A 22,496-nucleotide genomic window follows, 5' to 3' on the forward strand; every position below is an offset into this window, starting at 1 on the left:
AACAATATTTATATGCAACAAGGAGCTCTCTCTTTTTTTAATTAAAAAATCATACTTTCTCTATCCGAACGGATAATTTAAAGTCCTCGAAGTCCAATTCGGTAGCATCGCTAATGACATCCGTAATTTCCACCGATACGGCCAATACCTGATTGGCAATATAAGTATTATAATCTTTAATCGCCTCATCCATTTCATTGGTAGAAAGGATGGTTACCGATATTTTATCCGTGATATCATATCCGTTGCTCTTACGCAAGTTCTGGATACGGTTTACCAATTCCCGCGCCAGACCTTCTTTACGAAGTTCTTCTGTTACTGTAATATCCAAAGCCACAGTCAAACGACCTTCATTTGCGACCAACCAGCCAGGTATGTCTTCGGATATAATTTCAACATCAGCACGTTCTATTACAGCGTTCTGTCCATCTACATATAAAGTAAATGTCCCGGCCTTCTCAAATACATTGATTTCATCCTGACTCATAGCCTGAATAGCTGCTGCAAGCGGCTTCATTATTTTACCGTAACGCGGACCCAATTTCTTAAAATCCGGTTTGATTTTCTTAACCAATATGCCGGCTGTATTATCGACAAACCTCAATTCCTTCACATTCACTTCATTCAGTATCAAAGCTTTAACAGCCTCGATACCGTCCTGTTGGTGGGCATCCACAACCGGAACCATAATCGTTTGCAACGGCTGGCGAACTTTGATATTCACTTTACGGCGCAAAGCCAATACCATGGAGGAAACATCCTGTGCCATCTGCATGCGTTCTTCCAGATTTTTATCAATCAGGGATTCATTGCAAACCGGGAAATCCGACAGATGAACAGACTCCACTTTTTCACGCCCGGTTACGGCAATCAAGTCCAAGAACAACTGGTCTGCATAGAACGGAGCTATCGGCGCCATCAGTTTTGCTACAGTTTCCAAACAAGTGTACAAAGTCTGATAAGCGGACAACTTATCAGTCGTCATACCACCTCCCCAAAAACGACGACGGTTCAAACGCACATACCAGTTACTCAAGTTATCGTTTACGAAATCGGAAATAGCACGTCCGGCACGAGTAGGTTCGTATGAATCCAGATAACCGTCCACATTTTTCACCAATGAATTCAGCAAAGATAAAATCCAACGGTCGATTTCAGGACGTTCTTCCCATGCTACATCCGGTTCGGAATAATCGAAACTGTCCACATTGGCATATAATGCGAAGAATGAATAAGTATTGTATAATGTACCGAAGAATTTACGACGAACTTCTTCAATGCCGTCTATATCAAATTTAATGTTATCCCATGGAGAAGCATTTGTAATCATATACCAACGCAAAGGGTCGGAACCATGCTGTTCGATTGTAGCAAATGGGTCAACAGCATTGCCGAGGCGTTTGGACATCTTATTTCCATTCTTATCCAAGACCAGACCGTTTGATACTACAGCCTTATAAGCCACACTATCAAACACCATGGTTGCCAAAGCGTGCAAAGTAAAAAACCATCCACGCGTCTGGTCTACACCCTCGGCAATAAAGTCAGCCGGATATACCTTACGTTCGTCAAACACATCCTTATTTTCAAACGGATAATGTATCTGCGCATAAGGCATGGCTCCCGAATCAAACCAAACATCAATCAGGTCTGTTTCACGTTTCATGGGCTTACCACTGTCTGAAACCAGGATAACTTCGTCTACATAAGGACGATGCAAATCTATCTTTTCGTAATTTCCTTTTGTATATTCGCCACATTGGAACTTACGTTCTTTATACGGATTAGATTCCATGAATCCGGCTTCAACAGCTTTCTCTATTTCATTATACAGTTCTTCTACCGAACCGATACATTTTTCCTCGTTTCCGTCTTCCGTACGCCAGATAGGTAACGGTGTTCCCCAATAACGACTACGACTCAAGTTCCAATCCTGTAGATTTTCCAACCATTTACCAAAACGGCCTGTTCCGGTACTCTGCGGCTTCCAATTGATTGTATTGTTGAGTTCAATCATCCGGTCACGACAAGCAGTAGTCCGGATGAACCAGCTATCCAACGGATAATACAAAACCGGTTTGTCGGTACGCCAGCAGTGCGGATAATTATGTACATGCTTTTCGATACGGAACACACGGTTTTGTGCTTTCAGCATCATACAGATTTCCACATCGAGCGTTTCGTCTTTATCTGTTTTTGTCGCATCATAAGCATTCTTTACGAACTTACCCTGCCACGGGTCATAATCTGCCGCATTCATACTTGTCTGTACGAATTCCGGCTCCAAATCTTCCAGCAAATAAAATTTGCCAGTCATATCAACCATCGGACGACGATTTCCATCTTTATCGACCATCATCAACGGAGGAATACCACTAACTTTTGCAACCCGGTCGTCATCTGCACCAAAAGTCGGAGCAATATGGACAATACCAGTACCATCTTCAACCGTCACATAATCCCCTGTAATCACACGAAAAGCTCCCTCTCCCGGGTTCACCCACGGAATCAATTGCTCATAATGCATACCGGCCAATTCCGGTCCTTTCCACTCGCCAACAACTTTAAACGGGACCAATTTATCGCCCGGCTTATAATCAGACAAAGTCAGTTCCGTTGCTTTCGGATTAAAATATACATTCAATAAATCTTTTGCCAACACAGCTGTCATCGGCATTCCCGTGTAGGGATTATAGGTCTGGACAGCCACATACGTAATATTCGGACCTACGCAAAGAGCCGTATTCGAAGGCAATGTCCAAGGAGTAGTTGTCCACGCTAAAAAGAACGGTTCGCCGAACTCGTTCATTTCCGGTTTCGGGTCGAGAATACGGAATTGTGCCGTACATGTCGTATCCTTCACATCCCTATAGCAACCCGGTTGATTCAGTTCATGAGAACTCAATCCGGTTCCGGCGGCAGGTGAATAGGGTTGGATAGTGTAACCTTTATACAACAGCCCCTTCTTATACAATTCTTTCAGCAGATACCAAAGAGTTTCGATATAACGGTTATCGTAAGTGATATACGGGTTCTCCATATCCACCCAATATCCCATTTTCTGCGTGAGGTCTTCCCATTCCTTGGTAAACTTCATCACATCTTTCCGGCAAGCAGCGTTATAATCTGCCACGGAAATCTTTTTACCGATATCTTCTTTCGTAATACCAAGAGATTTTTCCACGCCCAGCTCAACAGGCAGTCCGTGCGTATCCCATCCGGCCTTACGGTTGACCAGATACCCTTTCATCGTTTTATAACGACAGAAAATATCCTTAATCGAACGAGCTATAACATGGTGAATACCAGGCATACCATTTGCTGAAGGAGGACCTTCATAAAACACAAACGAGGGATGTCCTTCTCTGATTTCCAGACTCTTATGGAAGATGTCGCCATCCTGCCATTTTTTCAGCACCTCTTTATTTACGTTCGACAAGTCAAACTTGGAGTATTCGGCAAATTTCTTACTCATATCGCGTTACTTTTATCTTTCTTCTAAAAATGCCGCAAAGTTAGTGATTTAATTCGGAATAGCAATAAAGAATTTAATGGAGGAAAGATAGCTTTGGTTAGGACTCGCTTACAAACCGTTATTCCCGCAAAGGCTTAATTTATCTACAAAAAATACAAAGTTTACCGGATAAATCATAAATACCGTATCACCTTGCAAGGGTTTCCTGCCGCCAGACAGTTCGACGGGATGGATTTAGTGACGACACTTCCGGCACCAATAGTCGTATAATCACCAATCGTTACGCCGGCCAGGATGACGGAACCACCGCCAATCCAGACATTGGAACCAATGGTGACAGGAGCCGAACAGGTTTTCCAAAAAGCTAAATCCCCGTTGCTGTTTCCCGTCAGACGTTCCTTCGGTTGCACCGGGTGGGTAACAGCATAAATCTGGACATTCGGACCTATACCGGAATTATCGCCAATCGTAATCCGGTTACAATCGAGGAACGTACAGTTCATATTAATCTCACAATTGTCCCCAATATGGATATTTTCCCCGTAATCGACAGAAAAAGGAGCGGATATCCAGACATTCTTTCCTCGCGACCCTATCAAACGGTCGAGGATATGAGCTATCTGCTCCCGGTCGGTCGTGTCGGCCAGATAAAATTCGCGCATCAGCTTCTTAGCCTCATGCCAACGTCCGAGCAACTCCGGGTCGCTGCAATCATAAAACTCACCAGCCAACATCTTTTCTTTTTCAGTTCTCATTATTTTCGCCTTAAGTGTTAAAATTTATTCCTTAAAGTCATTCAGCGCCATCAACAACGCTATTACTTCCGAATAATTCTTTCTGCCGGAAGGAATGTTATTACCTTTCAGGAACCAATTGTAAACTGTATCTTGGACATCGCCGATAAAGGGACTGTATCGCAATTGCCAATAAGATATTTTCTGATTGTAAAGGGCACGTACTTCAGGAGAAAGACTCTCCCGCCATTGATTAAATTCTTCTTTGCTCAGAAGGCCATATGCATTTCCCAGCACATAAGAGAGCAAACCAAAATAACCGGAAAAGCGGATTTCCGGCACGGATGAACGCGAACAGACTAAAAAACCATACAAATTGGCTTCCGCCTCACTGGATATGCCCAACACATGCGCCATTTCGTGAGCATAAGTAAACGGATACTGAACCGGCAATAAATCCGGATTCAGATTGTATTCATTAAAAAAAGGTCCCATATACCCCAATACACCGACTCCGCTCATCAACGCAGGAATCAGCATGGGTTTCGGCCGAAGATAACCGGCGGGCGTAGCCAAACCGAAATGTTTATCCAACCTTTCATATTCTTTCTTTATCTCTTCCGAGACTAACTGTTTATCTATTTTTTCAAACGAAAGAAAAGAACTGTTCAATGAATCCGTATAAGCTGTCAAAAACGTATTAAAACGTTCCGGTGAATAACTTACATAAGGCGTTTGTGTCCGGCTGTAAAAGTTCTGACGGAAATAATTTAATCCCCATGCCAGATAAAACCAGACATATATCCATAAAAGAAACTCCACAATCCGTCCTAATGTTCTCACCCAAGAACGGCGGCAAAAAATCGCATATCCGATATAGACTAATATCCCAATAATACTACCATAAATAAAACAATCTCCCACCGAGAAAGGGAATAAAGAAGAAAAACGGGAAAGGACAGTCGAGAACATCGGATAAATCATACGTGCATACCATTCCCCTATGGCAGGATAGGCCATAACCAGCCAGATAAATAAAAGTAATACAGCTAATATTATCCATCGAAAATGCAAATTCTTATATTTTATCCTACAATTCATCTTTTAATCTTCTTTCATATTCTGCAATTCAAATGAAAACATAGACAGTCTATTTGAATCACAAGCTTGCAGCATTAAAAAACTTGGAGAAACCAACATCTATAATATTCAACGAATATTCTTATTCAGAATTTTGCGAATGGCTGTTTCGGAAAGGTTACGACGACAAGCATAATCTTCCATTTGCTCCTCATCGATAGTTCCTATCATAAAATACTGCGAATCCGGATGTGCGAAATATAATCCGCTTACCGTTGCAGTCGGATACATAGCTCCGTTTTCCGTCAATTTCACCCCTATCCGCGACATATCCAATAGATTATCCAGTGTATAACTCAGTAATTGGTCAGGTAATGAGGGATAACCAACCGCCGGACGAATTCCCTGATACTTTACACGAAATAAATCTTCCAAGGAAAGAGATTCTTCCCGAGCATAGCCCCAATATTCCGTCCGAACTTTTCTGTGTAAATATTCGGCCACAGCTTCAGCCAGACGATCCGTCAAGGTTTGCAACAACATTGAACTATAAGTATCTCCCTCAGCTTCAAACTTTTCTTTCAGACATTCAGCTCCCGCACCGGCTGTCACCACAAAAGCACCGACATAATCGGTACGACCTTCAGATACCGGAATTACATAATCGGCCAACGATTTATAAATATCCTCCTCCTTTTTAGCCTGCTGGCGGAGCAATGGTATTGTTATACCTCCCATCCGGATATTATCCCCCTCGCTGTTTGCCGGGAAAAAGCCATAAATAGCTTTGCAATATTCAGCTTTCATTTCGACTAACTGATTCAGCAACTTAAGCGCATCCCGATATAACTGCATTGCTTCAACCGCCTTCGCACGGTCATTCCCGGAAAAACCATCCAACCAGGAAGTACGGCAAGCTTCACAATCATGTACTTTGGTTATTTCAGTAAAACGTCCGTTCAATTTCCAAGCTGCAAAAAAGAACACCCAATGAATATAAGGAATAATTTCTTCCAATGGAATAAACGGAAGAACCTGCACCCCTGTCTGGGCCGGAACAACCGGTTTGTAAAAAGACCAGTCTATTCGCTGACGTTTGGCACGAGCTTCGGCAAGCGAAACCAACACTTCCTTCTTTTTAGACAGGGAAGCACGCAACGTCTCGTATTCATGGTTCAACTGCTCCACATACGCATCATGTGTTTCCGGATTCAGCATCTTGGCTGCAATCAATGGGTTCTGTGAAGCATCTACCACATGAATGACCGGCGATTGATAATGAGGCGCTATTTTCAAAGCCGTATGTATCTTGGAAGTTGTAGCTCCTCCTACCATCACCGGGATAGTCAGCCCGGCTTTCTGCATTTCGGTTACAACATGCGTCATTTCTTCCAGTGAAGGAGTTATCAAGCCGGATAAGCAAACAAAATCAGGATTTTCCCGAATAGCGGTCTTAACTATCACGTCTGCCGGAACCATCACACCCAAATCTATCACCTCGTAATTGTTGCAGGCCAGTACGATAGATACGATATTCTTACCGATATCATGCACATCTCCTTTTACGGTAGCAAAGACAACTTTTCCAGCCTTAGCTGAGTTAGATGCTGTTTTTTCCGCTTCGATAACAGGCTGCAAAATGGCTACGGCTTTTTTCATTGTACGGGCTGTTTTTACCACCTGCGGCAAAAACATCTTGCCGGCTCCGAACAAATCACCCACCTTATTCATTCCACTCATCAACGGACCGTCGATAATATCGACAGCACGGGGATATTCTTTCAGTGCCTCCTGCAAATCATTTTCCAGATAATCGCCGACACCTTTTATCAATGCATATTCCAAACGTTCTTTCAAAGGGGAACTACGCCATTCTTCTCGCTTCTCTTCTCCTCCTTCTTGAGCCTTCACATGCAGATTCTGAGCGTATGTTATCAGTTCCTCAGCCGCTTCCGGACGACGAGCCAGTATTACGTCTTCCAACAAGGTTCGGAATGTAGGGTCTATATCTTCATACAATACGGATGAGGAGGGATTGACAATTCCCATATCCATACCTTTTGCAATCGCATGGTACAAGAACACAGAATGCATAGCCTCACGCACATAATTATTTCCACGAAACGAGAAAGAAAGATTGCTGACGCCTCCGCTCACTTTTGCTCCCGGAAGATTTTTCTTTATCCATTCGACAGCACGGATAAAATCGAGTCCATACCCGTTGTGTTCTTCCATACCGGTTGCAATCGCCAATACATTCGGATCAAAAATAATTCCGTTCGGATCAAAATCAACTTTCTCTCGAAGGAGTTTATAGGCCCGTCCACATACCTCTATTTTCCGTTCAAAAGTATCCGCTTGTCCCTTTTCATCGAAAGCCATCACAACCGTGGCGGCCCCCAACTGCTTGATACGAGCTGCATGTTTCAGGAATATCTCTTCACCTTCTTTCAAAGAAATTGAGTTCACGATGCTTTTTCCCTGTACGCACATCAGCCCTTTTTCTATCACATCCCATTTGGAAGAGTCTATCATTATGGGTACACGGGCGATATCCGGCTCGGAAGCGATAAGATTCAGAAAAGTAGTCATTTCTTTCACGGCATCCAACATGCCGTCATCCATATTGATGTCAATCACCTGCGCACCATCTTCCACCTGCTTGCGGGCAATAGTCAAAGCTTCCTCGTAATTCTCTTCTTTAATCAGGCGTAAGAATTTACGGGAACCGGCTACATTACAACGTTCACCTATATTGATAAAATTATTTTCCGGCTTCACCTCCAACAGCTCCAGACCGGACAACCACAAACAATCCGGTTTTTGAGCCGGAATATGCGGTTTAGCTCCTTTCACCAGTTCAGGGTATCGGGAGATATGGGCCGGCGTCGTACCGCAACAACCACCGATTATATTGACGAGTCCTTCTTCTATAAAAGGTTTAACATGAACAGCCATCCTTTCAGGTGTCTCATCATATGCCCCGAAACTGTTTGGTAGACCGGCATTCGGGTAAGCACTGATAAAATAAGGAGCCACCTTAGCCAACTCTGCCAAATAGGGTTTCATATCAGCCGCCCCGAAAGAACAATTCAACCCCACACTTACAATATGGGTATGTTGAACAGAAGCCAAAAAAGCGGTCAACGTTTGTCCGGAGAAGGTACGCCCACCTTGAGCCGAAAGTGTCAATGACAGCATTACCGGCAAATCTCGGTTCTTTTCCTTCAGAATGGTTTCGGCCGCTTCCAAACCTGCTTTTACATTCAACGTATCGAACGTTGTTTCAAAAAGGATTATATCGACACCACCGTCCACCAATGCCTCTACTTGCTCCTTATAAGCCTGATACAAATCCATATAAGTAACGGCACGGAAAGCAGGATCACCGACATCCGGACTCATAGAAGCGGTCTTATTAGTCGGGCCGATAGAACCGGCAACAAAAATCGTACGTCCGGGATGTTCCGCCATAAAAGTATTCGCCACCTCACGAGCCAGCTTACCGGCAGCCAGGTTAATATCCCGTACATATTGCTGCATACCGTAATCTTCCATCGAAATGGCATTGGCATTGAATGTATTCGTCGCAAAAATATCCGCTCCGGCATCTATATATTGGCGATGAATATCCTTAATTACATCAGGACGAGTAATACAAAGCAGGTCATTATTCCCTCGCAAGTCGCTCGGCCAATCAGCAAATTGTTCGCCACGATAATCTTTTTCAGTGAGCTTGAAACCCTGAATCATGGTTCCCATCCCACCGTCCAGTATCAAAATACGTTCCCGGAGGTGATTTAAAAAGATTTCCTTATTCATAAAGATTTTTGTTTACCGTTTAAAAGCCCGATCCATCTCTCTCCGGTCATCCCGTTCCTTGATGGAGTCGCGCTTATCGTATTCTTTCTTACCTTTGGCAATTGCGACAACCAGCTTAGCCAAGCCTTTATCGTTGATAAACATACGTGTCGGAATAATCGTAAAACCGTTATTACGGGCGGCACTTTCTATTTTTTTTAATTCCTTCTTGGTCAACAGGAGCTTGCGATCACGACGAGCCACGTGATTATTATATGTTCCGTAAAAATATTCGGCGATATACATATTCTTTACCCAAAGCTCCCCTTTTTCCACAATACAAAAAGTATCGACAAGGCTGGCTTTGCCCAGACGAATCGACTTTATTTCCGTACCGGTCAGAACAATACCAGCCGTAAATGTATCGAGCAACTCATAATCGAATGTTGCCCGTTTATTCTTTATCTGTATATTATTAGCTATCTTTTCCTTCATTTTTCAATTTTGTCAAAAACGCAAGCCCGGCATCAGTAAGAACAAGAGAACTTCAATCAAAGCCGGAGTCAACAAAATAACAGCGGTTGCGATACCCACAAATTTCAGACGTTCGTTTTCTTCCACTTGCATATATGGCCCTGCACCTTCCCAAACGATATAAAACGTATATAAAATAAATATACGGAGAAAAAAGAATTCAGGAAGTAACATCAGGACAATATTCAATGCAAACATCAGTGATGAAGAGTATCCGACAAAACGCTGGCATAGTTTCATGTCCTTGTCTCTTTTAAACAATCCCTGCCAAATTTCGTTCATCAAATAGGCGCCCAGATAAAATCCGCCGAAAGATGAGACTAGAGTTTTAATCGACGATTTCAAAGCTAGCTCCACATCAAACTCTTTTCGCGTAAACAATACGCCCAAAAAAGCAGCTACCGTCACCAAACCAACCAACGGATATACAAACCGGGACAAGAACTCATCGCCTTTTTCTTCCTTTTTTGTCAGCATTTCCCAAGCCTTTCCCGGCTGAGAAATGATTGCAATCACCCATTTAAATATCTCTTTATACATCTTTCTGAGTTTGCGAATTTGCTATTTCTTCTTAATTAGCCGACTTCTCTATTTTTATTACATCGGAACTTTTCCACATACATTTTGTAGTATCCTTATCAAAGCCGGATACATAATTTATTCTGAACCTAATCACATCCGTTCCATCTTCTTGTGAGACGTTTGCCGCATCCACAAAATTCTGAATATCAAACGCACAAGGGATTATCATAGACCTTCCCGACAAAGTGTCGTCTTCCAAGCAGATTGTACGAAGATAAAAATCGTAAATCTTCTCATCACCAATCGACTGTGCGGGATTATAAGACAAGGCAAAACTATCCAATTGCGCCGGCTTGTGATTGGACATTTCCGTAAACAGGAATAGTTTTCCACGGATATAAGCGTATCGGCTCTGGAGCAACGAAAGGGTCAACTCATTATCCGCCGGTTTCGTTGTATCACCCAAATTGTTAAACATCGGCCACTGGTCGACTTCCGTAATAGTATTTTCATAGATAGTCGCTGTTTTAAATGTTATTCCGTCTTCTGTTACATCCCCCAATCCCATATCAATGGCATAGTCGAACAAGATGCATTCGCCATCGTCAACATTCGCTTTTTGGAAATCTTCCGATGAAAGCACATCCCCTCCTTTCACATAAACCACCTTCCGAGGTTGCAGTCCTATAACTCCGGCCTGATTTGCTAATGTCAAGCTGGTAGCCGGATCTCCCAAACAAGAACTCAACATCAACAAACAAATTGCTAAAACACTGTATATTACACTCCTTTTCATTTTCCGAATCTTATTATATAGCTATATCCTCCTCAAGTTATTAAGGAAAAGCGCAAATTTACACAAAAATATCTATCAACTGATGAGTTCCGGAAAGAAAATAAAAACATTTGCCCAAGCCAACGACATTCACCGTTGGCTTGGGCAAGATACAATTTTATTTAAAATAATCTTTACTTATTACTTCTCTGTCGAATATATCGGGATATATACAGGAGTTGTGGTTGTCCATGTCCCGATTTTAGTCGTATCCGAATTGAACGCAGAAGCATACTTCACACAAAAAGAAATCCTGTCTTTTCCTGCATTTTTTTCACGTTCAGACAAAGTCGAATAGAACTGAACTGCATCAAACGCAGTGTAATCAGCAGATTTTATAGCAGGAGCTTTTCCATCTGATGTTTTCGTCGCACGCAAAAATAATGTATAAACACGTTCCACACCTTGTATTGTCTGAGGAGTCTGAGATAAGTCACAAGATAATGTATAGCTATTTTTCTGTTCAGTCAAATAAGAAGAAGGTGCGCCTCCAACAATTAAACGTTGTCTATACTGGTTGGACTGAAGAAAATCCGTTACACCAGCATCCGACAAAAGTATTTCATTCGAATACATATAAGCTGTATCAGGCGTACCTGTAGATAAATTACCTTTTGGCAACACTTGCAATGCAGAACCTGTCGCTACATAAAAGCCATTGGTTGTGGCATTCGCATTATCCGCAGCATCAAAATCCAATTTATAATTAAAAATAATACAATCTCCATCTCCAATAGTATAATCATTTGCAACAGATGCGATATACATAGGGGCTTCATAATTCGAATAAACCAATCTACGCATTGTATTTCCACCGGTATCAACTAATCCAAAACCTGTATTGGAACGTTCATTGTTCCCTTTCAAACACGATGTTAACAAAAACATACCAGCAACCGCTGCCACTAAACCCAAAAATTTAAGCTTCTTCATTTTTACTGTTCTTTTTTATTTCTTGTATTTGTTTATTTATTTCATTTCTATTTAAAAACCAAAACGAAAACCAGCCTGCAAGTTCACATTAAAAGGTTTGTCGGAACGAAGCGTTTCCATTTTACTTCCGTTATCAAAATAATAACCGACACCCGCTTCTGCATACACATTTACAAAGCGTAACAATGGATAACTGGCGCCGACACGGCCATTGACAGACCATAACCATTCTTTCATACGGATATGTTCGTTTTCACGACTGAATTCTTCATTTTTAGAGAAAATTTTAGATTGAAGTTTTCCGGCAACATTTACTTCCGCCATTCCTCCTGCGGCAGCATAGAACTGTATCTGTTTCCATTCTGCTATTTTATAAGACAGGGACAAAGGTATTCCCAAAAAATGCAATTTTTGCTTCGTTTCACTACGATAAGCACCTCCATTGGTCTCCCAGCTTGACGACAAAAATGTATAATTCAAACCCGACTGCAAAGAAAAACGATTGTTTAGCCAATAACTGACGCCGACACCGACCGTCACCGGTGTTTTATGATGAATATTTGTTTTCGGAGCCTCATTGTCATTAAAATAAGGTGAATTCAAATACATCAAAGCCAAATCTTTAATTGATGTATTTTTTAATGCATACGCATTTAATGAGTTGGTCGTTCCGGCAGTCACACTACCCCCTCCCATTCCAAAGCTCCATCTCCGTTGTTTTTTCTCTTTTATTTCCGTTGCCGGAGCAACAGCCAATAAAGTTTTATCCGTCTCTGCTGCAGATACAACAACTTCTTCTTCAGCAGGAGCTGCTTCTGTAGCATCTTCTGCCACAATTGTATCGGAAAACAGAGAGGCTACCTTTGTCATTTTCACATCATCCGGCAGAATCACAGAAGCTTCTTTCGAAGACGTTCGGAAAGCCGCCTTAGTCGCAGTTTGAGCAACAGCCTTTTTCATTACCGGAGCAGATACGGCTGATGTTATCGGGGTTGCTTCAGTTTCCTGGGCTACTGATGCCGGTTCAGCCACTTGCTGGGCCAGTTTATCTTCAACAACCGCTGTTTGTTCTTGGATAGCTTCAGCTACAGGTATCCGTTCTTTATCCTGATTAAAGAGGTAAACACCTCCGGTAATCATCAAAAGCGAGGCAACCGCAGCGGCAGCCCAATAATTCAACTTCCTGCGGAAAGGAACAGATTTTCTCACCGGTAAACGGCTGGAAATAGCTTCCCAATCGCCCGGCATCGGCTCTGCCTCGAAATTTTCCAATTTCGAACGGAACAAATCATCAAATGTATCTCTTTCCTTTTCCTTCATTTTCTTTTTTAATACAATGCGTTAATTCTACGTTGTAATAATTGTTTTGCACGCGTAAACTGGGAACGAGACGTGCTCTCCGTTATATTCAGCATTTCACTAATCTCTTTATGCGAATAACCTTCGATAGCGAACAGGTTAAATACCATCCGGAAACCGGCCGGTAACTCCCGTACCAACTCCATCAACTCCTCCGCCGACATATCGGATATGGCTGAACAATCCGGATGAATCAGTTCTGCCATATTATCCAGGTCAGTCGACTCACGCAACACATCGGACTTACGCAAATATTCCAACGCACAATTTACAAAGATCTTTCGCATCCAACCTTCAAACGATCCGATACCTGAGTAAGAATCCATACTGGTAAAAACCTTCACGAAACCATCCTGCAACAAATCTCGAGCAGTCTCCCTGTCGTTTACATAACGCAGGCAAACTCCCATCATCCTGCGGGAATACGTGTCGTATAGCTCTTTTTGAGCCAGCCTTTCCCCATTCTTACAACCTTCTATAAGTTGTTTTTCCGTCATTCAGTTGTGTGCCTTCACGCTCCCCCATGGAGCCTTACATTTTATATGATGTTAGAACATTGCAAAACGCTGCATTCCACTGTAAAAAAAATTTACAGAAAACGTAGCAAAGATATAGTATTCTATCGGATATTTATGTTAACAGCCAAGTAATGAATAAAATCATCACAGTTCCTGACAAAATTTCCAGCGTGACGTATAATTGCTCCTTCCTACTCGGATTGATATTCCCTACACACAGGAACGAACGGAGAGAGAGAGTTTTGTTTTGTTTTCTTTTGTTTTGTTTTCTTTTGTTTGTCGCATTACTGTTACAAAAACAGGGGTTTTTGAAACAATAACTCCATTTTTTCCACATTAATGCAGTTGAATTCCGGTATAATCGAATTTGCGGTACGTTTTGTCGTCGCTAAATACCGTTCCAGATAGCTTTGGACGTCAGTATTCCTAATCTCTGATTAATGTTTATTATATAGCAATAGACATATAAACACTCATGCTATTCGAATGAATTTTAAAATCCTTTCGGATAGATTTCGATTTTCATTCGGAATAAAAAAAAATACATTCGAATGAACAGATGGACAAGAACCTTCTTTTTCCTAGTTGTTGATATTATTTAGGAAATTTAGAAAGGTAATAATAGGTTTCACCCGAAGGTTCGCTTTCTATATGGTAGCGTGTGGAAGCTGATACGGAAAAAGAATATCCTCGTTCCACTGCCGTATCGACGGGTAAATAGAGAACCGTATCCCGGATACCTGTCATTAAAATATTTTTCGCCGATGAAATATCGATAGAATCCGATAATGAATAATAGACCGTATAAGTCAGTTCCTGCTTTTCTTCTTCCGGCTTTTGCCAGAATAGTTTCAGTTCGTTCCCGACATGTTCTACCCGGATTTCTTCGGGAGAAACAGGGATAGAATCGTTCAACCATGTTAGCGGAGGTAGCTGGGCCGGATATTTATAATAGTTATTTTTCAATTCGTCATATAGCCCTTTTGTATTATCCAACACATTGCCACAGCGAAAAAAAGCACAACCGGCTCCCCCGTAATAACGGCTATAATCAATTTGGTCGGTAATATCATTTACAGTCCAGTCCGCCTCTTCTTTCAGCATGCGATAAGCCCCCAATCCCGGCACTACCAGACGACCGTTGCAGTTAGACACCCAATTATCCACAAAAGGGAAGAAATTGTCATGCAAATAATACATCATCGGTACAATCATGTCCTGCTTTCCTTGCAGCATCCACATTTTAGGATCCTGAAAAACGCTCTCATAAGCAGTCCATCCGGCATTAGGAACCCGTTCTATCCGGTTATATTTACCAAGAGGGGAACTACTGACCTGCACATAAGGTTTCACCGATTTCACCCAATCATAAATACGGTACACCATCTTATTGATATTCTCTCTTCTCCAATCCTCCAACGACATTTTTTTCCCGTACTTCGTATACAAAGCCTTATCCGGGAAGTTTTTCGCCTGTTCGGGATAGCGGATATAGTCGAAATGAATGCCATCGATGTCATACCCCATCACCAATTCTTTTACCAAAGAAAGCAGATAGTCGGTTGTTTCAGGAACACCCGGATCCAGAAACCACTCGCCTTTATATTGTTTACACAATTTCGGATGACGTTTCACAACCGACAATTTCCCTTGTTCCTTCACGCTTTTATCCGTACCTACAGGAAATGTCACAAACCAGGCATGGCACTCCATTCCTCGTTTGTGACATTCTTCTATGGCAAATGCCAGCGGATCATATCCGGGCATTTGCCCATATTTTCCGGATAAAACTTTACTTGCAGGCTCGAACGCCGAACGATAAATCACATCTCCCCGCATGCGAACCTGCAAAAATACCGTATTGAAATTAGCATCCTGCAGACGGTCCAATATATCGCAAAGTCCATGTTGCTGCGCCTTACGTCCGGCTTCAGTCGTAGCCGGCTTATGTGGCCAGTCCAATCCGTAAACGGTAGTCAGCCATACTCCACGAATTTCTTTTTTAGGAGGTTCGACCGCCCCGAGTACCTGAACGAACAGGATAACCAGCAACAATAAACAGTATTTTCTCATTTTACACCTTTATTCAACGGTGCGAATTTACTGCTTTTTGTGCTTCTTCCGGTAAATCTGTCGTAAGAAAGTCTGCTCCGGCTTCAATCATTTCGTTCATAACTTTCGGGTCGTCAATCGTCCAGACATTGACTTTCAAGCCCAAATCCTTTGCTTCCTTAAACCATCCCGGATTTTTTTGCATCACCTTAAAATGATAATCCATACCGGCAAATCCCAGTGCTTTTATCTCTTTTGGCGAAAGCTCGCCATTCAGATAATACACGGGAGTCTTAGGTGAAAGACGATGCAATTCCTTTGCGGCCACCAAACTAAATGCTATGAATTCGGTACGTTTCGCCAATTTTTTGCTGTTTATCATATCTACAACAATTTTGGCAGCTTCACGGTCGCGTTCCGGAGTTGCGTGCGATTTAAGTTCAAATATAAGTTTTATATTTTTCAGTTCCTGCGCTTTATCCAGATATTGCTCCAGAGTAGGCAGTTTTTCGCCGTTCGACAATTTCAGGTCTTTCAGTTCGGCATAGGGGGTAGTCTGGATATTTTTCCCCTGTATCTTACTATCATGAAAGACTACCGGCACATTATCCGATGTCAGGTGCACATCAAATTCGGAGCCATACACTTTTATTTCATTAGCCCTTTCAAGCGAACGAATGGAATTTTGAGCGGAACCTTCAGTTTTCCAATAGCCACGGTGAGCTATCACACGTGTTTTCTTTTTTGCAGATGCCGGTACCGCCACCAGCAAACAGAGCAAAAGAATAAGTGAATAATTTAAGTGTTTCATGTTTGTATAGAATATAAAATTATGTCCCAATCATCATTTCCCCATTTCCGACAAATAACGTTCCGCCTCGATAGCAGCCGCACAACCACTTCCGGCAGCTGTGATGGCCTGGCGATAATGCGGGTCAGCCACATCGCCTGCCGCAAATACACCCGGAACTTTTGTCTTCGGTGTTCCCGGGATAGTCTTGATATATCCGACTTCATCCGTCTCAATCCACGGTTTGAAGATGTCGGAATTAGGCTTATGTCCAATAGCGAGGAAAAAACCATCGATTGCGATATCCACTTTCTCTTCATCCGGCTCGCCCATACGTTTTACCAAATGTGCCCCTTCTACCCCATCTTCTCCGAACAGGCCGACAGTATTATGTTCAAACAAAACTGTGATATTCGAAGCTTTCATCACCCGTTCCTGCATCACTTTAGATGCGCGCAAATAAGGCTTACGAACAATCAGGTAAACCTGTTTAGCCAGACTTGCCAGGTAAAGAGCCTCTTCACAGGCCGTATCACCGCCTCCAACTACAGCGACTGTTTTTTTACGATAGAAGAAACCATCACAGGTAGCGCAAGCCGAGACACCCATACCGGCATATTTATTCTCGTCGGGCAAGCCTAAATATTTAGCTGTCGCGCCGGTTGCGATAATCAATGTTTCCGTTTCAATCACTTTTTCGCCATCAATCGTCACTTTATACGGAGCGGCAGAAAGGTCTGTCTTCGTTGCGATACCGATACGCATGTCCGCACCGAAGCGAGCGGCCTGCTGCTTCAGGTCTTCCATCAGTTCCGGGCCAGTCACTCCCTCGGGATAACCCGGGAAATTCTCGACATCAGTTGTTGTCGTCAACTGTCCACCCGGTTGAATACCTTCATACAATACCGGTGAAAGATTAGCACGAGACGCATATATAGCCGCCGTATATCCGGCAGGCCCGGAACCTATAATCAGGCAACGGACTTTTTCGTTTATTGAATTTGTCATTATATCTATAAATTATTCATTATTAATTCTTCACTATTCAATTACCTAAGGTCTACTATTTCGGCATCCGGATAGTCCTTTGCGTTAAAAACAAAATAACTGTCCGGTTGGTTTATCCCCGTTTCCACTTTGCTAAGGCGAATGGTCGTACTGATGCCATTCTTTGCAATTACGGAAATAGCGGCAGGCAATCCGGTGAATTTTTCTATCTGTAAAGTTACTTGAGTGATATCCCCTTTCTTTTTAGGAGTCAACTCCACATCGTACGCAGCTTTCCCGTTCGGGGCTGTACTTTCCCCCTTATATTCCGGAGTAAAACCTTTTTTATAAGAACGGAGCAATAATGCCGGATTCGTCATCTGCAACTCTTCACCGGTCGGTGTAGAGACATTTACTTCCTCATTGCGTTCGACATACGACCATTGGGTCGTCCCATCAAACCAAGTTATCATATCCGGAGTTTTCAATACGAATTTATCACCTTTCATATCGATTGTTCCTTCAAAACTTTCGGAAACCTTTTGAACTTCAGAATGTGTCTGTATGACAAAACGGGCAGTCAAGCCGTTCGAGTTCTCGTAAGCAGTGGCAGCTTTATCGAGAATAGAAGTGGCGTTCTGTGCAACAACGGTTGTAATCCCCAAAAGAAACAGAACTAAAAGGGAAAGACTATTTTTTCTCATTCCATGCATATTCCGGTCATTATTCGGTTGATAAATAATAATTTACACACATTGATAATTATTCTTCCTCTTTTCTATTTTAAAGTATTCAATAATTGCTCCAAATTATATTCGTCCTGTATCAAGACCTGCCGGGCCTTACTTCCTTCGAAAGGACCGACAATACCGGCAGCTTCGAGCTGATCCATCAGACGGCCGGCACGGTTGTATCCAATGGCAAACTTACGCTGGATAAGCGAAGTCGAACCTTGTTGCTGTATCACAATCAAGCGGGCAGCTTCATCGAACAACGGGTCGCGATCCGATAAATCAACTGCGCCCGGAGCTTTTTCATCTCCCCCTTCACCCACATATTCGGGCAACAGGAAAGCAGTCGGATAACCCGGCTGTTCGGCGACAAAGTTGACAATCTGTTCCACTTCCGGCGTATCGACAAACGCACACTGCACCCGATTGGTGTCACCACCTTGAGAAAACAGCAAATCCCCGCGTCCAATCAACTGATTGGCTCCCGGAGCATCCAGGATAGTACGCGAGTCGACCATCTGCATCACACGGAAAGCCATACGCGCCGGGAAGTTCGCCTTGATAATACCGGTAATAATATTGGTAGACGGACGCTGTGTCGCGATAATCATGTGAATACCCACGGCACGGGCTTTCTGGGCAATACGTGCAATAGGAGTTTCTATTTCCTTACCGGCTTGCATAATCAAATCGCCGAACTCGTCGATGATGACTACGATAAACGGCATGAACTTATGCCCTTTCTCCGGATTCAGATGACGGGAAATAAATTTACCGTTATATTCCTTAATATTACGCACATGCGCTTTCATCAGCAATTCGTAACGGTCGTCCATCTCTTTACAAATGGAATTCAAGGTCATAATCACCTTGGTACAATCGGTAATGACAGCCTTATCCGCATCCGGCAGTTTAGCTAAGTAATGGCGCTCCAGCTCCGAATAGATACCGAACTCGACCATTTTCGGGTCGACCAGCACAAACTTCAGTTCCGACGGATGTTTCCGGTATAACAAAGAAGTAATCACCGCATTCAGTCCGACAGATTTACCCTGCCCGGTAGCACCGGCCACCAATAAATGGGGCATTTTGCAAAGATCGAACATGAATATTTCGTTCGTTATCGTCTTACCCAGTACAACCGGCAAATCATATTTGGATTCCTGAAATTTACGGGAAGCGATAACCGACTGCATCGATACAATCTGCGGGTCTTTATTCGGCACTTCGATACCGATAGTTCCCTTCCCCGGCATCGGCGCAATGATACGGATACCCAATGCCGAAAGGTTCAGCGCAATATCATCTTCCAAATTCTTAATCTTGGAAATACGCACACCTGTATCCGGAATCACTTCATACAACGTAATTGTAGGGCCGACAGTCGCTTTGATGGAAGCGATACTGATACCGAAACTTTCCAACGTTTGTTTGATTCGTTTCTGGTTGCCCATCTGTTCTTCCATATCGACCTGATGGTCACTCTGGTCATATTTCTTCAATAAGTCTATCGGAGGATTGCGGAAACTCGACAAGTCCAGCTTTGGGTCATAATCCCCCATGGCAGAGGCATCATACACCTCTTCGTCTCCGGAAGGCACCTCGACGGTAAAACGGGCATCCTCCCCTTCTCCTTCTTTATTTCCGGCCGGTACTTGCTCCGGCGTTTCATAAGTCTCTTCTTCCGCAGGAACAGTTACTTCGAAAACATCCTCTTCCGACACATTTTCATACGCATCCTGCCCGGAACTATTCGAGAATCTTCCTTCTTCACTCCTGCTCATTTCACTCTCCGTATCAAACACAAAGTCATCCATTTCAGGCTGTTCGTCCGGTTGTTCGGATATGTGCGATTGTTCCGGAATATCCTCTTCCGTTCTCTCTTTCGGACGACGTTTCAAACGATTTTTAAACCAACCGAACGAGAACAAGCTCTGCAAGAAAGGAATTGTCCGTTTACTGGTGAAAATAGCGATAATCAGGAACATACCGAGCAGTAGTAGGATTGTTCCCGGCACACCGATATTATTAATCATCATTTCCGACAAATAATATCCATGTTGTCCGCCCAGATAAATAAACGTGTCCTCGTATCCCTGTATAAAGACGAATGCAAAAAACAACGAACCCCAAATCAGCATCGCGGCACTGAACAGGAAACGTTTCAGCAACGACACTCTATTCAAGTTCATCAGCTTGGCGCCTACCGAACCGAGGAAAAACAAAATCAGGAAAGAAGAGATACCGAACCATCTGTTCATCAGTAAATCAGCCAGATACGCTCCTCGCACACCGGTCCAGTTATCCACCGCTCCCCGGTTTGTCACCAAATCCGACAAAGGGACATTCTCTATTTTACTCTGGTCGGCTCCTCCCGTAAAGAAAAAGGAAATCAAAGCCAAACCTATATATATGGTAACAATCGAAAGGACCAGACCTGTTATAAACCGGGTACGTTCGTTGGTAAAGAATGCTTTCAATGCCTTGATTTTTCCGCCCTTTTCTTTGTTACTTTGTTTCGTAGTATTATTTTTCTTAGCCATATTACTATTTTATAACTGGCAAAGTTATAAACAATAAATCAGAAATCTACCTTCCGGCCGGCAATATTTCACCTGCCTTCTTTAGATAAAATTCTTTATTTATCTGTTATTTCAAAACGGACCAACATGGAGTAATTTAATTTGATTGTGCGGAAAGTATCGAATGAAGCAACCTCGGAGGCCCGCACATTGCTTTGTGGCGGCATAGAATACCGGAACATTCCTTCCTGAGGTTCAACGATACGGATTACATCGCCCAACTTTTTCCCGGCTGCTTCCACCAAATAAGCGGCTTTCCGCTGTGCGGCTTGCAAGGCCTTTATCTTCCCTTGTTCGCGGTAAGTCTCCATATCCTTATTTTTAAGTTCACCGATACGCATGGAATTAATGCCTTTCGTATTGACCTTCTTGATTATTTTATCGATTTGATTCAAATCTTTTAATGTAATATCAAAATTCTTGGCTATCAGAAAATCGCGCCCGCGTTCTCGCCAATAATCGCCGACCTCCTGCGTACGGATTGCTTTTTCAGTGATACCGATACTGCGTAAAGAGGAACGCAAATCCTGTTCGATACGCGACAAAGGGACTTTGGTCCGAAACTCTTCCGGTTTGGACACTCCATCAAACTCCTCTTTAAAATACTCTTTGATTTCGATAATGTAATGGATTTCATCCGGAACTATCTCAACTTCCGATGTCCCGGTCACTTCTATGTAACGCCCGTCCTCCCCCTGAGCCTGCGACGAGAGGATAGACAATGTCATAAACGACAAAACTAAAAATAATTTGATTCTCATCTTTTTCTGTTTTTACTTATAATATTGGCATAAACAACAGTTTCCCCTTTCACGTAAACATGTCATTATTATTCACCTCCTGTCATTTCATCCTCTTTTCCTTTTGCCGGCAGATACATGGTCCTTTTGCGGTATCCTACTTTCATCAATATGCCTTCTTCCAGGAAATGTTTGATATCGGCTTCCGCCCGATAGCGGGAACAACCGATATATTCGGCATAAAGACGCGGGCTGATATCTCCGTTTTGTTCTAAGAATTCAAGCATACGCTCTTTACGCTCTTCCAGACTTTTCTGTTTTTTCTTTATTTTCACCTGTTTCAGTTCGATGCCTTTCAACTTCTTTAGCAAAGCTGCCGAACAGCGGAAATTGACACCGTCCACTTCGACCGTGTTCTGAGTCTCATTTTTCGAATGTGTACGGAGAGACGGAGAAAAATAGCCCAAATCCGCCAGCTCCAGGTGATACCCATACGTGAAAGCGACTTCCATAATCCAGGCAAAGGAATCGAGCACACTTTTCACCTCCGCAGACGATACGGCCGAACGTTCACTAATCAGATTGCAGATATAATCCAGCTTGTAAGTTCCTTCACTCACCTGACGGGCATGTACTAACGGTTTCCCCTTACGTCCTTTCGGTCTTGGCGTTTCGTTGATTGTAAATTTGATTGACATGATATATTTTTTTAATATAGGTATCTTGAATTGCATGCCGTGCCTTTCAAAATACATACGGTTCTATTTCCAATTAATTGCCTTCAGGGCAAACGCATTAAAAAATATCAAGAGAAAGGAGTTGG

At 42.8% G+C, this 22,496-nt stretch carries 17 protein-coding genes; all 17 read right to left on the reverse strand.

The window, feature by feature from the left end; all coding sequences use genetic code 11:
• Positions 1 to 49: 49 nt before the first annotated feature.
• Entirely contained in the window at positions 50 to 3,475 is a 3,426-nt protein-coding gene (gene ileS / locus DW103_RS15725) for an isoleucine--tRNA ligase (RefSeq protein WP_122277853.1), read from the reverse strand.
• A 173-nt stretch (positions 3,476 to 3,648) separates the two neighbouring features.
• The gene (locus DW103_RS15730; protein ID WP_122277855.1) at positions 3,649 to 4,230 is read right to left on the reverse strand and encodes a sugar O-acetyltransferase; all 582 of its coding nucleotides are present in this window, start codon (positions 4,228 to 4,230) and stop codon (positions 3,649 to 3,651) included.
• A gap of 24 nt (positions 4,231 to 4,254) precedes the next feature.
• Positions 4,255 to 5,310 carry a DUF3810 domain-containing protein gene (locus DW103_RS15735; RefSeq protein WP_122277857.1) on the reverse strand — a complete coding sequence of 352 codons (1,056 nt, stop codon included), beginning with the start codon at positions 5,308 to 5,310 and terminating at the stop codon, positions 4,255 to 4,257.
• 108 nt (positions 5,311 to 5,418) lie between these two features.
• Positions 5,419 to 9,111 (reverse strand): methionine synthase, encoded by a 3,693-nt coding sequence (gene metH / locus DW103_RS15740; RefSeq protein ID WP_122277859.1) that lies wholly within the window; start codon positions 9,109 to 9,111, stop codon positions 5,419 to 5,421.
• 12 nt (positions 9,112 to 9,123) lie between these two features.
• Positions 9,124 to 9,585 carry an SsrA-binding protein SmpB gene (smpB, locus tag DW103_RS15745; RefSeq protein WP_122277861.1) on the reverse strand — a complete coding sequence of 154 codons (462 nt, stop codon included), beginning with the start codon at positions 9,583 to 9,585 and terminating at the stop codon, positions 9,124 to 9,126.
• Between the two features lie 12 nt (positions 9,586 to 9,597).
• Positions 9,598 to 10,164 (reverse strand): YIP1 family protein, encoded by a 567-nt coding sequence (locus tag DW103_RS15750; protein ID WP_122277863.1) that lies wholly within the window; start codon positions 10,162 to 10,164, stop codon positions 9,598 to 9,600.
• Positions 10,165 to 10,195: 31 nt separating this feature from the next.
• Positions 10,196 to 10,942: a hypothetical protein gene (locus tag DW103_RS15755; protein WP_122277865.1), complete on the reverse strand. Its 747-nt coding sequence runs from the start codon at positions 10,940 to 10,942 to the stop codon at positions 10,196 to 10,198.
• A 180-nt stretch (positions 10,943 to 11,122) separates the two neighbouring features.
• The gene (locus DW103_RS15760; protein ID WP_147381225.1) at positions 11,123 to 11,914 is read right to left on the reverse strand and encodes a hypothetical protein; all 792 of its coding nucleotides are present in this window, start codon (positions 11,912 to 11,914) and stop codon (positions 11,123 to 11,125) included.
• 51 nt (positions 11,915 to 11,965) lie between these two features.
• Complete coding sequence (locus DW103_RS15765; protein WP_122277869.1) at positions 11,966 to 13,234, reverse strand: porin family protein; 1,269 nt, start codon at positions 13,232 to 13,234, stop codon at positions 11,966 to 11,968.
• Positions 13,235 to 13,242: 8 nt separating this feature from the next.
• Positions 13,243 to 13,770: an RNA polymerase sigma factor gene (locus tag DW103_RS15770; RefSeq protein ID WP_122277871.1), complete on the reverse strand. Its 528-nt coding sequence runs from the start codon at positions 13,768 to 13,770 to the stop codon at positions 13,243 to 13,245.
• Between the two features lie 615 nt (positions 13,771 to 14,385).
• Positions 14,386 to 15,864, reverse strand: coding sequence for a glycoside hydrolase family 10 protein (locus DW103_RS15775; protein WP_122277873.1), 1,479 nt, complete (start codon positions 15,862 to 15,864; stop codon positions 14,386 to 14,388).
• 13 nt (positions 15,865 to 15,877) lie between these two features.
• Positions 15,878 to 16,654 (reverse strand): glycerophosphodiester phosphodiesterase family protein, encoded by a 777-nt coding sequence (locus tag DW103_RS15780; protein WP_122277883.1) that lies wholly within the window; start codon positions 16,652 to 16,654, stop codon positions 15,878 to 15,880.
• 33 nt (positions 16,655 to 16,687) lie between these two features.
• On the reverse strand, positions 16,688 to 17,641 hold the full coding sequence (gene trxB / locus DW103_RS15785; RefSeq protein WP_122277875.1) for a thioredoxin-disulfide reductase: 954 nt from the start codon (positions 17,639 to 17,641) through the stop codon (positions 16,688 to 16,690).
• A 41-nt stretch (positions 17,642 to 17,682) separates the two neighbouring features.
• Positions 17,683 to 18,324 (reverse strand): outer membrane lipoprotein carrier protein LolA, encoded by a 642-nt coding sequence (locus DW103_RS15790; protein WP_199653046.1) that lies wholly within the window; start codon positions 18,322 to 18,324, stop codon positions 17,683 to 17,685.
• 74 nt (positions 18,325 to 18,398) lie between these two features.
• Entirely contained in the window at positions 18,399 to 20,894 is a 2,496-nt protein-coding gene (locus DW103_RS15795) for a DNA translocase FtsK (RefSeq protein WP_122277879.1), read from the reverse strand.
• A 95-nt stretch (positions 20,895 to 20,989) separates the two neighbouring features.
• Positions 20,990 to 21,694 (reverse strand): SIMPL domain-containing protein, encoded by a 705-nt coding sequence (locus DW103_RS15800; protein ID WP_122277881.1) that lies wholly within the window; start codon positions 21,692 to 21,694, stop codon positions 20,990 to 20,992.
• Positions 21,695 to 21,762: 68 nt separating this feature from the next.
• On the reverse strand, positions 21,763 to 22,371 hold the full coding sequence (locus tag DW103_RS15805) for a hypothetical protein (protein WP_122277885.1): 609 nt from the start codon (positions 22,369 to 22,371) through the stop codon (positions 21,763 to 21,765).
• Positions 22,372 to 22,496: the final 125 nt, after the last annotated feature.

Origin of the sequence: Parabacteroides sp. AM08-6 (genome assembly GCF_003473295.1) — a bacterium.
Taxonomy (GTDB): Bacteria; Bacteroidota; Bacteroidia; order Bacteroidales; family Tannerellaceae; genus Parabacteroides.